This window comes from Niveispirillum fermenti, assembly GCF_052474395.1.
Map to the genome: position 1 here is coordinate 94,183 of NZ_CP156678.1, position 14,518 is coordinate 108,700.

9 protein-coding genes are annotated in these 14,518 nt (G+C 67.5%); 5 read left to right on the forward strand and 4 right to left on the reverse strand.

Annotated elements, in window-relative coordinates; all coding sequences use genetic code 11:
- The first annotated feature begins 94 nt into the window (after positions 1–94).
- From ABC728_RS00455 to ABC728_RS00465, 3 genes are all read left to right on the forward strand, one after another.
- Positions 95–1,462 carry a spinster family MFS transporter gene (locus ABC728_RS00455; RefSeq protein WP_416620270.1) on the forward strand — a complete coding sequence of 456 codons (1,368 nt, stop codon included), beginning with the start codon at positions 95–97 and terminating at the stop codon, positions 1,460–1,462.
- A 110-nt stretch (positions 1,463–1,572) separates the two neighbouring features.
- The gene (glpK, locus tag ABC728_RS00460; protein WP_416620181.1) at positions 1,573–3,090 is read left to right on the forward strand and encodes a glycerol kinase GlpK; all 1,518 of its coding nucleotides are present in this window, start codon (positions 1,573–1,575) and stop codon (positions 3,088–3,090) included.
- Complete coding sequence (locus ABC728_RS00465) at positions 3,087–4,676, forward strand: glycerol-3-phosphate dehydrogenase/oxidase (protein WP_416620180.1); 1,590 nt, start codon at positions 3,087–3,089, stop codon at positions 4,674–4,676. The genes glpK and ABC728_RS00465 overlap by 4 nt, the downstream gene beginning before the upstream one ends.
- Before the next feature lie 29 nt (positions 4,677–4,705).
- Here the strand turns inward: ABC728_RS00465 and ABC728_RS00470 are convergent, their stop codons facing one another.
- Together ABC728_RS00470 and ABC728_RS00475 are read right to left on the reverse strand one after the other, a co-directional pair.
- Positions 4,706–5,422 (reverse strand): GntR family transcriptional regulator, encoded by a 717-nt coding sequence (locus ABC728_RS00470; protein ID WP_416620179.1) that lies wholly within the window; start codon positions 5,420–5,422, stop codon positions 4,706–4,708.
- A gap of 118 nt (positions 5,423–5,540) precedes the next feature.
- On the reverse strand, positions 5,541–6,992 hold the full coding sequence (locus tag ABC728_RS00475; RefSeq protein WP_416620178.1) for an NAD-dependent succinate-semialdehyde dehydrogenase: 1,452 nt from the start codon (positions 6,990–6,992) through the stop codon (positions 5,541–5,543).
- A 200-nt stretch (positions 6,993–7,192) separates the two neighbouring features.
- Between ABC728_RS00475 and ABC728_RS00480 the strand changes: the two genes are divergently transcribed.
- Positions 7,193–9,496 (forward strand): TonB-dependent receptor, encoded by a 2,304-nt coding sequence (locus tag ABC728_RS00480; RefSeq protein WP_416620177.1) that lies wholly within the window; start codon positions 7,193–7,195, stop codon positions 9,494–9,496.
- Positions 9,497–9,691: 195 nt separating this feature from the next.
- On the opposite strand, the gene ABC728_RS00485 is transcribed toward ABC728_RS00480, so the two are convergent.
- On the reverse strand, positions 9,692–11,074 hold the full coding sequence (locus ABC728_RS00485) for a DUF2142 domain-containing protein (RefSeq protein WP_416620176.1): 1,383 nt from the start codon (positions 11,072–11,074) through the stop codon (positions 9,692–9,694).
- A gap of 206 nt (positions 11,075–11,280) precedes the next feature.
- Between ABC728_RS00485 and ABC728_RS00490 the strand changes: the two genes are divergently transcribed.
- Positions 11,281–12,774 (forward strand): hypothetical protein, encoded by a 1,494-nt coding sequence (locus ABC728_RS00490; protein ID WP_416620175.1) that lies wholly within the window; start codon positions 11,281–11,283, stop codon positions 12,772–12,774.
- Here ABC728_RS00490 and ABC728_RS00495 read toward each other — a convergent pair.
- Positions 12,745–14,373, reverse strand: a complete 1,629-nt coding sequence (locus tag ABC728_RS00495) for a long-chain fatty acid--CoA ligase (RefSeq protein WP_416620174.1) — start codon at positions 14,371–14,373, stop codon at positions 12,745–12,747. The genes ABC728_RS00490 and ABC728_RS00495 overlap by 30 nt on opposite strands.
- Between the last annotated feature and the right edge of the window lie 145 nt (positions 14,374–14,518).

Genomic DNA, 14,518 nt, shown 5'->3' on the forward strand with positions numbered 1-14,518 from the left:
CGGCAGGGGGAAAGCCCGCCGGTTCACGTGAAGGCGGCCGGAAAACCGGCCCCGGCAGTTGGAAAGAATAGTGGGAGGAGATGTTGTGCAGACCATGCAAGCCGGGGCCGGCAAGGCCCCAAGCGCCGCGGGGGGACCGTCTCCCGTTCCCGCCGTTCCGCCCGTCAGCGACGGTTATCGCCGCTATGCGCTGTGGGTGCTGCTCATCATCTACATCCTGAATTTCCTGGACCGCCAGATCGTCGCCATCCTGGCGGAGCCCATCAAGAACGAACTGCATCTGGCCGACTGGCAGCTTGGCGTGATGACGGGGCTGGCCTTCGCCCTGTTCTACACCTTCCTGGGCATCCCCATCGCGCGGGTGGCCGAACGGGGCAACCGGCCGCTGATCATCGCGGCGGCCGTGGGCACCTGGAGCGGGTTCACCGCGCTGTGCGGCATGGCGCAGAATTTCACGCAGCTTGTCCTGTGCCGCATCGGCGTCGGCGTCGGCGAGGCCGGCTGCACGCCGCCGGCCCATTCGCTGATCAGCGATTACACCCCGCGGGAGAAGCGCGCCTCGGCCCTGGCCTTCTATTCGCTGGGCACGCCGCTGGGCGGACTTCTGGGCATGTTGCTGGGCGGGCTGATCGGCGATGCCTGGGGCTGGCGCATGGCCTTCATCGTGGCCGGCGCGCCCGGGGTGCTGATGGCCCTGGTCGCCGCCTTCACCCTGCGCGAGCCGCGGCGGCAGATGCTGGCCGCAGACCTTGCCGCGCGCCGCGCGGCGGCCCCCAGCCTGGGCGAGGCCTGGGCAGAGCTGCGGTCCAAGCGGGCCTTCTGGCTGATCGCCTTCGGCGCCGCCATCAAGGCCTTCATCGGCTATGGCGCGGCGGCCTTCCTGGCCCCCTTCTTCTTCCGCAACCACGCCGAAAGCCTGGCCGACATGGCCGACGGGTTCGGGCTTGGCATCGCGGGCTTCCTGGGCGTGGCGCTGGGCCTGATCCTGGGGCTGACGGGGGCGGTCGGCACCTGGCTGGGCGGCTTCCTGGCCGACAAGCACGGGGCGAAGGACCTGCGGGCCTATATGTCGATCCCCGCCGTCTCAACGGCCATGGGCATCCCCTTCTACATCGTCGGGCTGACGGTGGAGAATACGACGCTGGCCCTGGCCATGCTGGCCTTCCCGCCCGTGCTGAACACGCTCTGGTACGGTCCCGGCTATGCCGCCGTGCAGGGGCTGGTGCGGCCGCAGACGCGGGCGACGGCCACGGCCGTGCTGCTGTTCATCATCAACCTGATCGGTCTGGGCCTGGGACCGCTGGGCGTGGGCGCCATCTCCGACCTGCTGAGCGGGCCCATGGGCCTGGGCAGCGCGGAAGGCGTGCGCTGGTCGCTGATCCTCTTCACCCTGTTCGGCCTCGTCGCCTCCACCTTGTTCTGGATGGCCCGCAAGACGCTGCGGGAGGAAACGGTGAGCTGATTATTTTGCGCCCGCCCGCCCGGTCCCGCTTCCCTGGGGGCGGGCGGTTGCGGATAGTGTGACCATTGGCAGACCGTTCGAGAATATCCGCCGGAAAAGGAAGAAGGGCCATGTCCGACCATATCCTGGCGATCGACCAGGGCACCACGGGCACCACCGTCATCATCTTCGACCGGGAAACCCGGATCGCCGGCCGGGCCTATGCGGAGTTCACGCAGCATTACCCGCAGCCCGGCCGGGTGGAGCATGACGCGGCGGAGATCTGGCGCGTGACGCTGGACACCGCCGCCCGCGCGCTGAAGCAGGCCGGGCTGGCGCCGCGCGACCTGCGCGGCATCGGCATCACCAACCAGCGCGAGACGGTGCTGGCCTGGAACCGGCACACGGGCGAGCCGGCGCACCGCGCCATCGTCTGGCAGGACCGGCGCACCGCTGCCTTCTGCGACGAATTGCGGGCCCGCGACGGGGTCACGGCCCTGATCCGGTCCCGCACCGGGCTGGTCGTCGATCCCTATTTTTCCGGCACCAAGCTGCGCTGGCTGCTGGAAAATGTGCCCGGCCTGCGCGCCGGGGTGGAAAAGGGCGACATCCTGTTCGGCACCATCGACACATGGCTGATCTGGAACCTGACAGGGGGTGCGGCCCATGTGACCGACCCGTCCAATGCCGCCCGCACCCAGTTATTCGACATTCATGCCGGCCGCTGGGACGATGATTTGCTGGCCCTGATGGACGTGCCGGCCCGCGGCCTGCCAGTCGTGCGGCCATCATCGGCCGTGCTGGGCCATACGGCGGCGGACGGGTTCCTGGGCGTGGCCGGCATCCCCATCGCCGGGGTGGCCGGCGACCAGCAGGCGGCCCTGTTCGGCCAGGCCTGCCACGGGCCGGGGCTGGCCAAGAACACCTATGGCACGGGCTCCTTCCTGCTGATGCATACGGGGGCGGAGACGCTTCGCGATCCGGGACCGCTGCTGTCGACCGTGGCCTGGCGCATCGGCGACGAGCCGCTGGAATATGCGCTGGAGGGAGCCATCTTCGTCACGGGCGCGGCGGTACAATGGCTGCGCGACGGGCTGGGCCTGATCGCGTCTGCCGCGCAGACGGAGGAACTGGCCCGCTCCATCCCGGATAATGAGGGTGTCTATTTCGTGCCGGCGCTGACGGGGCTGGGCGCGCCGCACTGGGATCCCTATGCGCGCGGCCTGATCGCGGGCCTGACGCGCGGCACGGGCCGGGCGCATCTGGCCCGTGCCGCGCTGGAGGCCATGGCCTACCAGACAGGCGACGTGGTGCGCGCCATCGAGGCGCAGACCGGTATCACCCTGACGGAGCTGCGGGCCGATGGCGGGGCCGTGGGCAATGGTTTCCTGATGCAGTTCCAGGCCGACCTGCTGGGCGTGCCCGTGGAGGTGCCGCAGATCGCGGAGACCACAGCCCTGGGGGCCGCCTATCTGGCCGGACTGGCGACCGGCATCTGGCAGGACCGGGAGGAGATCAGGGCCACCTGGAAGCCGGCCCGCCGGTTCGAGCCGGGGATGAAGCCGGCCGAGCGCGACCGGCTCTACCGGCAATGGGCGCGGGCGGTGGATCATTCGCGCGGCTGGGCCGCGGAACAGGGGCAGGCATGACGGGCGGGCTGGATCGCGCCGCCGGCCTGGAAAGGCTGGCCGAGACGCCGGAATGGGACATCCTGGTCATCGGGGGCGGGGCGACGGGGCTGGGCACGGCCCTGGACGCGGCGGCCCGCGGATACCGCACCCTGTTGCTGGAAGCGCATGACTTCGCCAAGGGCACATCGTCGCGATCGACCAAGCTGGTGCATGGCGGCGTGCGCTATTTGGCGCAGGGCAATATCCATCTGGTCCGCCATGCCCTGCATGAACGGGGGCGGCTGCTGGCCAATGCGCCGCAGGTGACGCGGCGGCAGGGCTTCATCGTGCCCTGCTACCGCTGGTGGGACATGCTGTTCTACGGCGCGGGCCTGCTCGCCTATGACCTGCTGGCCGGCCGGCTCGGGCTGGGCCGGTCGCGCCTGCTGTCGCGCGCCCGGACGCTGGCGCGCCTGCCCATGGTCAAGCCGGACGGGCTGCGCGGCGGGGTGCTCTATTATGACGGGCAGTTCGACGATGCCCGCCTGGCGTTGTCGATCGCCGCCAGTGCGGCCGACCACGGTGCCACCCTGCTGAACCATGTCCGCGTCACGGGCCTGGTGAAGCGGGACGGCAAGGTGACCGGTGCCACGGCGCAGGATATGGAAACGGGCACCACCCACCGGATCGCCGCCAGGGCGGTGGTGAACGCCGCCGGCATCTTCATGGACGAGGTCCGCCGCATGGATCAGCCCGACATGGCCGACGGCCTGTCGCTGAGCCAGGGCGTGCATCTGGTGCTGGACCGGTCCTTTCTGGGGGGCGACGATGCCATCATGATCCCCAGGACGGCGGACGGCCGCGTGCTGTTCGTGCTGCCCTGGCTGGACCGGACCGTGGTGGGCACCACCGACACGCCCATCCCCGCCCCCAGCCTGGAACCGCATGCGCTGGAAAGCGAGATCGCCTTCCTGCTGTCCCATGCCGCCCAATACCTGACGCGCCCGCCCACGCGGGCCGATGTGCTGGCCACCTTCACGGGCATCCGGCCGCTGGTGAAGGCCAAGGGCGTGTCGGGCACGTCGGCCGTGCCGCGCGACCATGTGCTGATGCGGTCCGACAGCGGGCTGGTCACCATCACGGGCGGCAAATGGACCACCTATCGCGAGATGGCGGAACAGACGGTGGATGCCGCCGTCGCCGTCGCCGGGCTGGCCCGGCGCCCGTGCCCCACGCGCGACCTGCGCCTGCATGGCTGGGCACAGCCGGCCGATCCCGCCGATCCGCTGGCGGCCCATGGCAGCGATGCGCCCCTTGTGCGGGCCGTGCTGGCCGAACGGCCCGGCTGGGACGCACCCCTGCATCCCCGCCTGCCCTACCGGCTGGGAGAGGTGGTGTTCGCCGCCCGCCACCAGATGGCGCGCACGGTGGAGGATGTGCTGGCAAGGCGCACCCGCGCCCTGCTGCTGGATGCCCGCGCGGCGGCCGATGCCGCCCCCGCCGTCGCCACCCTGCTGGCCGCCGAACTGGGCCGCGATGCGGCATGGGAGGCGGCACAGGTGGAACAGTTCCGGGAACTGGCAGCGGCATCGGTCCTGCAAGGCGCCGTCCGGGAATTTCCCTAGAGCGTGTTTCCGGTCAGCGCAAACACGCTCTAGCTCAGCGTCACCGAATAGGTGAGGTCGCGGGCATAGATGCGGCTGGTCCGCCATTCGACCTTGCGTTCCTGCAGGGAAAGCGCGATGCGGTCGATGCACAGGATGGCGGCACCAGCCGGGGCACCCAGCATGCGCTGGTCATCCGGTGTGGCGATATCGGCGCGCAGTTCCTCGCTGGCCGACACGATGTTGATGCCGAACTCCGTCTGATAGAGCGAATAGAGCGTGTTGGGCAGCGGCATCCGGTCCTCGATCCGCGGGAACAGGGCCGATGGCAGGATGATCGTCTCCCGGATAGTGGGCCGGCTGTCGACCAGGCGCACGCGGTTGATCTCCACGACCCGGCTGCCCTTCGACAGGTCCAGCCGCTGCTGGTCGGCGACGCGGGCCACGCGCACGCGCACGCTCTGTTCCCCCATGGCGGGGGTGACCCGCTCGCCGCCCGGCCGCACCATGCGGAAGAACCGGAAAAGTGATCGTTCCTGCGTATTTTCCGCAATGAAGGTGCCCTTGCCCTGATGGCGGACCAGCAGCTTTTCCGCCGTCAGCGCATCCAGCACCTTGCGCATGGTCCCCTGGCTGACACCCAGTTCACGCGCCAGAGCCTGCTCGCTGGGGATGGCCTCCCCCGGCCGCCAGACGCCATCGGCCACCTTGTTGACGATGATGTCGTAGACCTGGCGGTAAAGCGGGCGGTAACCGGGGACTTCCATCAGCGGGGGATATCCTGGAGGGAAAGAAGACTTCTATAAGATAAAACAATTTTCGCGCATCGCGGCAAGGTTTTTGGGCGTGGCCGCCCCCCGGCGCGCAGCCGGGGGGCGGCGGCCCTCAGCCGAGCCCGCCGATGCAGGCATATTTCAGCACCGTGTAATCATCGATGCCATGGCGCGACCCTTCGACCCCCATGCCGGAATCCTTCTGTCCGCCGAACGGGGCCACCTCGGTCGTGATCAGCCCCTCATTGATGCCGACCAGGCCATATTCCAGCCCGTCCATCATGCGGAAGGACCGGCCAAGGTCGCGGGTATAGACATAGGCGGCCAGACCATATTCGGTATCGTTCGCCATGCCCAGCGCCTCGGCCTCGGTGGCGAAGCGGAAGACGGGAGCCAGCGGGGCAAAGGTTTCCTCCCGCGCCACGGCCATGGCGGGGGTCACGCCCGTCAGCAGGGTAGGCTGGAAGAAGCCGCCGCCGCGGGCATGCCGGGACCCGCCGGCCGCCAGCCGCGCACCCTTGGACAGGGCATCGGCGATATGTTCCTCGATCTTGGCGACACCGGCCATGTCGATCAGCGGTCCCTGCGTCACCCCCTCTTCGGTGCCGTCACCCACCTTCAACGCCGCCATGGCCGTGCCCAGCCGCTCCACGAAGGCATCATGGATGCCGTCCTGCACCAGGAAACGGTTGGCGCAGACACAGGTCTGGCCGGCATTGCGGAACTTGGCCACCATGGCCCCGGCCACGGCGGCGTCCAGATCGGCATCGTCGAACACGATGAAGGGCGCATTGCCCCCCAATTCCATCGACACCCGCTTCATGTGCGCCATGGCCTGGGCCGCCAGCTTCTTGCCCACCGCCGTCGATCCGGTGAAGGTGATCTTGCGCAGCAGCGGGTTCTCGCACATCTCCTGCGCGATCTCCGCCGCCGATCCCGTCACGACGTTCAGCACGCCGGGCGGGAAGCCCACCTGCTCGGCCAGGGCAGCGATGGCCAGGGCCGAATAGGGTGTCTGGGTCGCGGGCTTGACCACCAGGGTGCAGCCCGCGGCCAGGGCGGCACCCATCTTGCGGGCGATCATGCTGTTGGGGAAGTTCCAGGGCGTGATGGCCCCGACCACCCCCACAGGCTCGCGCACCGCCAGCAGGCGCCGTCCCTTCCAGGGCGAGGGGATGACATCGCCATAGATGCGCCGCGCCTCCTCCGCGAACCAGCGGATATAGGCGGCCCCCAGCGTCACCTCCCCCGCCGCCTCGGCCAGGGGCTTGCCCATCTCCAATGTCAGCAGGCGGGCCAGATCGGCACGGTTGTCCAGGATGGCGTCGTGCAGCTTCATCATAAGGCCGGCCCGTTCGCCCGCCGTCCAGTGCCGCCAGTCCCGGAAGGCGCGGTGCGCCGCGGTGATGGCCACCGCCGTCTCGGCCCGGCCACAGCGCGGTATTGACCCCAGCGCATCACCTGTTGAGGGATTGGAAACAGCGATGGTAGCGCCGCCTATGGCATCCTTCCAGGCGCCGTCGATGAAACATTGCTGGCGCTGCAACGCTCCGGGAATGGTCATGACCTTGTTTCCTTCACATGGGAGGGGGCGGCGGGACCGTCGTTCCGGAACTGCCGGCCGCCATTTTGGGACTAGACGAGTATCTATGATAACTCTTATATAAGACACAACTATTGTCTTACCGCAGACCTTGCGTTAGGAATCGCATCAGCCCCGCGAAACAAGGGGAGCCGACAAACATGGGTCAGGGAGGAAACGACATGAACAAGCCTATGCTGAAACTGCGTCTGGCCGCCGGGACGGCGGCATTCGGCCTGCTGGGCCTGACCGGCGGCGCCATGGCCCAGGAGGGCGGCGGCGTGCTGCTGGAAGAGATCATCGTCACGGCGCAAAAGCGCGTGCAGAACCTGCAGGACGTGCCGCTGGCCATCTCCGTCGTCACGGGCGCACAGTTGGAACAGGCCAACATCAATTCCGCCGAACAGCTTTTCCAGCGCGTGCCGACCATCACCTTCCGCAAGGGCAACACCAACAAGGACAGCGCCATCTCCATCCGCGGCGTGGGCACCATCTCCTTCGCCTCGGGCATCGAGCCGTCGGTGTCCACGGTGATCGACGGCGTGGTCTATGCCCGCACGGGGCAGCAGACGGCCGACTTCCTGGACCTGGAGCGGGTGGAAGTGCTGCGCGGGCCGCAGGGCTCGATCTTCGGCAAGAACGCCTCGGCCGGCGTGGTCAACATCACCACGCGCGACCCCGGCTCCACCCCCGGCGGGCATATCGAGGCCTCTTACTATGAAGGCAACGAATACCGGGTGAAGGCCGGGGTCTCCGGGCCTGTGTCCGACAATCTGTCGGGCCTGATCACGGCCTTTTACAGCAAATATGACGGCAACGGCAAAAACGTCTTCAACGGCAATGACATAAACGGCTACGAGCGCTGGGGTGCGCGCATGAAGCTGGTGCTGGACGCCAGCGAGACGGTGCGCCTGACGGCCATCGCCGATTATGCCAAGGCCAATGACAACGGCTTTGCCGACAGCATCGGCCTGGTCTTCCCCAGTGCCTTCAACCAGCAGATCTTCCTGCCATCGCTGGCCCCGCTGACGCCCGGCCCGCGCAACAAGGATATCGACAACGACCTGGACCCGCGCACCCGCGACCGCAACAGCGGTGTGTCCCTGCAGGCCGATTTCGATCTCGGCGCCGTGGCGCTGACCTCCATCACCGCCTATCGCCACTGGTATAATTACCAGCAGCGCGACGGTGATTTCCGTTCCGACGGGCCGCTCTACGTCGCCACGGGTGTCGCGGCCGGCGACAACCGCTCCCACGACCGCGGCGATCTCGATTTCAACCAGTTCACGCAGGAACTGCGCATCGCGTCGACGGGCAACAACTTCATCGACTATGTGGCGGGCCTCTACTATTACACCACAAAGGAAGTGGATTTCTTCAACCGCACGGTCACGGCCTGCACGGCAACCACCCTGCCCGCCGAAAACGGCCTGCTGCCCTGCCGGCCGGGTGCGTCCACCTATGTCACCAACGAAGGCAATGCCGACTTCACGACCCGGCTGAAGAACTATGCCGCCTTTGGTCAGGCCACGGTGAACTTCACCGATGATTTCCGCGCCATCATCGGCGGCCGCTATACCAAGGACAAGGTGTCGTTCGATTTCGAACGGCGGTCCACCTCCACGGCGGCCTTCCCCGGCGTGCGCCCCTATTTCGCGGCCGACGGGTCGACGAAGAAGGACGGCGTGTCGGGCAATGCCGGCCTGCAATATGATTTCACCGACGAGGTGATCGGCTACGCCACCTATACCCGCGGGTACAAGGGGCCGGCCATCAACGTCTTCTTCAACATGATCGGGCCCGATACGCTGCCCATCTCGGCGGAAAAGGCGGACAGCTACGAGGCGGGGCTGAAGACCCGCTTCGCCGAGGCGGGCCTGATGCTGAACCTGGCGGCCTTCAAGACCACCTATAACGGCTACCAGGCCAATACCCGCGAACTGGTGGAAGGCCAGGTGGTGACCCGCCTGACCAATGCCGGCTCGGTCTCCACCCGCGGGCTGGAGGCGGACTTCACCTGGGCGGCCACGTCCGATCTGGAGTTCAACGGCGGCGTTGCCTATACCAAGGCCAAGATCGACCGGTTCAAGTGCCCGGCGACGGAGCCGACCTGCGCCGACGCCATCAACGGCAAGCCCCTGCCCTTCGCCCCGAAATGGAAGGGATCGGTCACGGCCGACTGGCGCCTGCCCGTCGAGCTGCCGGACATGGATGCCCGGCTGTCAAACACGCTGCAATTCACCAGCAAGCAGAATTTCGACCTGACGCAGAACCCCTATGCCTTCCAGGCCGGCTATGCCACCTGGGATGCCGTCCTGTCCTTCGTGACCCATGACGACAAGTATCGCGTGTCGCTGATCGCCAAGAACATCACCGACCGCCACTATGTCATCGGCCGCATCCCGAACGGCACGGCCTTCATGCGCCAGATCACGCCGCGCGACGCTGAACGGTACTTCGGCGCCTCCGTCCGGGCCAATTTCTGACCCGGAATGTCCGGGGACGGGCGGGTCGTCCGTCCCCACCCTTGAAGCCCCAGCCGCGGATGCGGCGCCGGCGCTTCGGGGGATTGAAAGCAGGCGCCGTGTTTTCGGTCTGTACAAACACGGCGCCTGCCTACCGGCATCTTCCTCCCGATCCCCCGCCACCCTCCGGTGACGGGGGATTTTTTTGGCCGGACCCTATTGCATATAGGCGCGGGCGATGATGGTCGGCGGCAGCACGGCCATCGTGGCCAGCGGGAACAGCAGCACGCCCAGCACCAGCCCCTGCCGCACCCGGCCGGCCCAGGGCTGCGGCAGCCGGTGCGCCAGGGAGGGCATGGCCAGTCCCGTCGCTGCCAGCAGCGACAGGAAGTACCGGCCCTGCACGCCGCTGACCTCCATCCCGCCCACGGCGGAAAAACTCAGATACTGGATGAAATAGATGCCGACCGCGGCGATCAGGATGGTGCCGGCGGCCAGCGCCGCCAGGCGCGGCGGATTGCGCGCGCCGCCCAGCAGTTCCGCCAGCAAGGCCGCCGCCAGCATCCACAGGGCCGCCGGATAGAACCAGGGCGCCAGCGTGATGTTGAACTGTCCCCAGCCGATCCACCCCAGCATCATCACTGTCGTGCCCCAATAGCCCGCCCCCGTGAACAGGGTCAGGTAAAGCGCCCGGAAGAAGTCGAACGGCTGGGCCAGCAGGTGGCGAAGCTGTCCCGACATGGACGGCACGACATCACCCCAGGTCTGCTGTACCTGCACGATGGCTGCCATCAGGATGACCCAGCCCACGACCAGGAAAGTCGAAATGGCCGTCACCGACAGCAGCGAGATGCGCCCCCGCAGGCGGGGCGCCAGGGGCAGCAGCAGCAGGAGAAAGGCGAAATTGGTGGGGCGCGACATGGACAGGGCGACGATCAGCACCGCCATGGCGATGAACTCCGCATCGGTGGCCGGCCGCTGCTGCGCGATGGGCCGGGTGACCAGCGCGACCAGCAGCGCCGCCCCCGACAGCAGCAAGGCATCCTGCGAGGCCGAGGCCATCAGCGCCACGCTCATCGGCAGCAGCATGGTGGCGAAGATCACCAGCCGCCCGCGCGCCGCCACCTGCAGGGCCAGGGCGACGAGCGCAATGGAAACCAGACCGTTCACTAGGCGGGCCAGGATGAAGGTGCGGTCCATCGACAGGTCCAGCGCCTTGCCCAGCGCCAGCCCCGCGATGACCGGCGCGTACAGCGTGGGCGGATAGATGGCCGTGTTGGGAATGTCCACGAAGACGGGCGGTCCGCCCCAGCGCACGCTCTCTCCGGTCTGCTTGATCTCCGTCGTCATCCGCTGATCGACCACCGACAGCAGGGGCCAATGGACATGCAGCAATCCCAGCATGTTGCCGTCGATATAGCCGCCGGACCGCGCGTCATCGGTGCGCTTGCCGATGATGTGACCGTGCAGCGCCGTCTCCGACCGCATCAGATGGTTGGTTTCGTCCGCCATCAGATAGACGGGCATGTTGATGGCCACGAAAAACACCATCGGAACCGCATAGAAAAGATACAGCGGCACCAGCCAGCGGCGTAACATATTGGCCCCCCGGGTGAATATCTGGAAAGAACACCCCTGTTCGACGGTTGCAATGTCTACGGAAATTCACGGGCGCAGGCAATCGCAACGGGATGTTCCATCGCTTCCGGCACGGATATAGGGCTTGTGCCTGCCAAAGGGGTTGCCCATAGTCGCGGCCGGTTGGCCGGCTGGCCAGGGATCGAAGAAGGACGGGCGACATCCGCATGGCGATACGCGACCGATTGGCAGCCCTTTTCCGCCCGGCCGGCCCGACAGGCGCCCGCCCCCCCGGTGCGGCACCCGCTGTCGCGCCTTCCCCGCTGGACGGGCTGGTCATCGCCGAACGGTTCCATACGGATGTCCCGGACCTGTCGGTACTGCATCTGGACCTGTCTGCCCAGCCGCTGCGCGACGGGGTGCCGCTGATCGTGTCCCTGCTGCGGCCGGGCAATGGCGACGTGCGGCAGGTCTTCGTCAAGGACTGGCGGCGGATGGACGAACCGTCGCGCCTGACCCTGCCCTTTCCCCCCTTCCGCCATGATGCCGGGGAATTGCTGCATCTGTTCGTGCATCAGCGGGCCGAGCCGCCTTGCATGGCGGATCTGGCCGCGGCCGGCGGGTCGCTGGGCCTGGATCGCCGCATGCCTATCCGCCTGCCTGCCGCGCCCCCGCCGCCGCCCGTGCGGGCCACCCCGCCGGACGCGCCGGACCTGCGCATCGTCTATGGCATCGACAATTTCTGGTGTGACCGGCACGGCGTGTTCGTGCAGGGCTGGGTCCATTGCAACGAGCATCGGGTTACCCGTGCCGCCATCATCGTGGGTGATGCCCGGTACGACATCCCCGCGCTGTCACGCCGCGCCGACCTGCTGAACTTCTATCCAGATCATGACCACGTCGCCGATGCCGGCTTCATGGCCTATCTGGAGGCGCGGCCCGGCCAGCCGGTGGAACTGGAGGTGCTGACCGATGCGGGCCGGGGCCGGTTGCGGCTTGACCTGCCACAGGCCGGCGTCCTGACCGGCCCGTGGACCGAGGGGCAGGTCGACAAGGTCAATGATTTCTTCCTGAACCTGCGCGGCTTCGTCGATGTCATCAATGAGCGTCATCTGACCGTGGCGGAAATCGGGGCCCGCGTCGTGGGGGATGCCAGCCACGGGCGCCGGCATTACTTCCCCGGCGCCCGCCGTTTCATCGGCATCGATATCCATGCCGCGCCCGGCGTCGATATCGTGGGCGACGCCCACCAACTCGACGCGCTGGTGGGGCGCGGCGGCATCGACGCCGTCTTCTCCTTCTCCGTCATCGAGCATCTGAGCCATCCCTGGCTGCTGGCGGCGGCCACCAACCGGGCACTGTCCATGGGCGGGCTGGTCTTCCATTCCGCCCCGCAGACCTATCCCATGCATGAACAGCCCAATGATTTCTGGCGCTTTTCCGATGAGGGGCTGAAGGTGCTGTTCGGACCGGAAACGGGGTTCGAGGTGCTGGCCGCCGGCATGGTCAACAAGATGGAAATCTATCCGGAGGACCGGCGCGGCCCCTTCGCGCTGATGCCGGTCAATCCCGGCTATGGCAATGCCTATATCCTGGCCCGCAAGGTTCGCGACCTGCCGGACGGTGCCGTGGCCTGGCCGGCAGAGGCGGGGCACAGCCATGACCGCGCCACGCTCTATCCCAACCGCGCGTCAGCCGGCGGGCAGGACGAGGCTCCGTAACGCCTTCTTGTCGATCTTGCCCGTGGCGCCCAGCGGCATGGCGTCGATGAAGCGCACATCGTCGGGGATCTGCCATTTCGACAGGCGGCCCTGGAAATGGTCCAGGAATTCGGCCGTTGTGGCCTGCGTGCCGGGCTTCAGTTGCACGACCAGCAGGGGCCGTTCGTCCCATTTGGGATCGGGCATGGCGATGGCGGCACAGAGGGCTGCCTTGGGATGGGACGAGGCGATGTTCTCGATCTCCAGCGAACTGATCCATTCGCCGCCCGACTTGATCACATCCTTGGCCCGGTCGGCGATGCGCATATAGCCATGAGGGTCGATATCGGCGATATCGCCCGTGTCGAACCAGCCATCCCCATCCAGCACCTGCCCGCCATCACCCTGCAGATAGGCGCTGGCCACGACGGGGCCGCGCACCAGCAGGCGCCCCATCTGCTGCCCGTCATGGGGCATAAGCCCCCCATCCGCGCCGCGCAGCGCCAGATCGATGCCCAGCGGCGGCCGTCCCTGGCGCAGGCGATAGGGCATCTGCTGTTCGAACGGCAGGCCGGCCAGTTCAGGCACCAGCTTGAAATGCGTGCCGATGGGCGAGGTTTCCGTCATGCCCCAGGCATGGCGGGCCGACACGCCGTAATCCTGCAACCGGCGCAGCACGGATTCCGGGCAGGCGGCGCCGCCGATGATGACGCGGCGCAGCGGTCCGAAATCGCCGCCATGACGTTCCAGATGCTGGACCATGGCCTGCCAGAGGGTGGGGACCGCCGCCGCGAAGGTCACCCCCTCCCCCCGGATCAGGTCCAGAAGGGAGGCCGGGTCCAGCCGCGATCCCGGCAGCACCAGCCTGGCCCCCACCGCCGCCGCCGACAGGGGGATGCCCCAGGCATTGGCATGGTACATGGGCACCAGCGGCAGGGCCACGTCGGCGATCGACAGGCCCATGACATCGGGTTGCAGGCTCATCCACAGATGGATCATGGTCGAACGGTGGGAATAAAGAACGCCCTTGGGATTGCCCGTCGTGCCGGACGTATAGCAAAGGGCCGCCGCCATGCGCTCATCGAACCGGCCCCACGGCACCCCGTCATCGTCGGTGGCAGCCAGCCATTCATCATAGGCGATGGCGTGCGGCAGCCGCGCGCGGTCGATATCGCCCGCCGCACATAACAGCACGACATGCGAGACGGTCGGGCAGTCGGGCAGCAGATCGGCCACCAGATCGGCGAAGACCGGATCGGCCAGGATCACCCGGTCGCCGGCATGGTTGATGATGAAGCGCAACTGGTCCCGGAACAGGCGTGGGTTCAGCGTGTGGCACACCGCCCCCATGCCCATGATGGCGAACCAGGATTCCAGATGCCGGTCGCTGTTCCAGGCCAGGGTGGCCACCCGGTCGCCCGGCGCCACGCCCAGCCCGCGCAAGGCCGCCGACAGGCAGCGCGCGCGGCGCCGGATGGTGGCATAGTCGCTGCGCGCCAGCGCCCCGTCGGCCGACGCCTCCACCCGGCGCGACACGACGGGCCGCCCGCCATCCCAGCGGGCGGCATGATCGATGATGCGGTCGACCGTCAGTCCCCATTCCTGCATCAGACCGAACATGGCGGCACTCCCTTTCCCTGCTGGTCCCATTACCGGTCCCCTTGTCATTTCATCATTCCCGTCCGGCCGCATCCTGGCGTCTGGACAGCGCGTCCTTATAGGTCTTATATTAGATATAAGAGTATCAATGAAGTGATAGTCACCC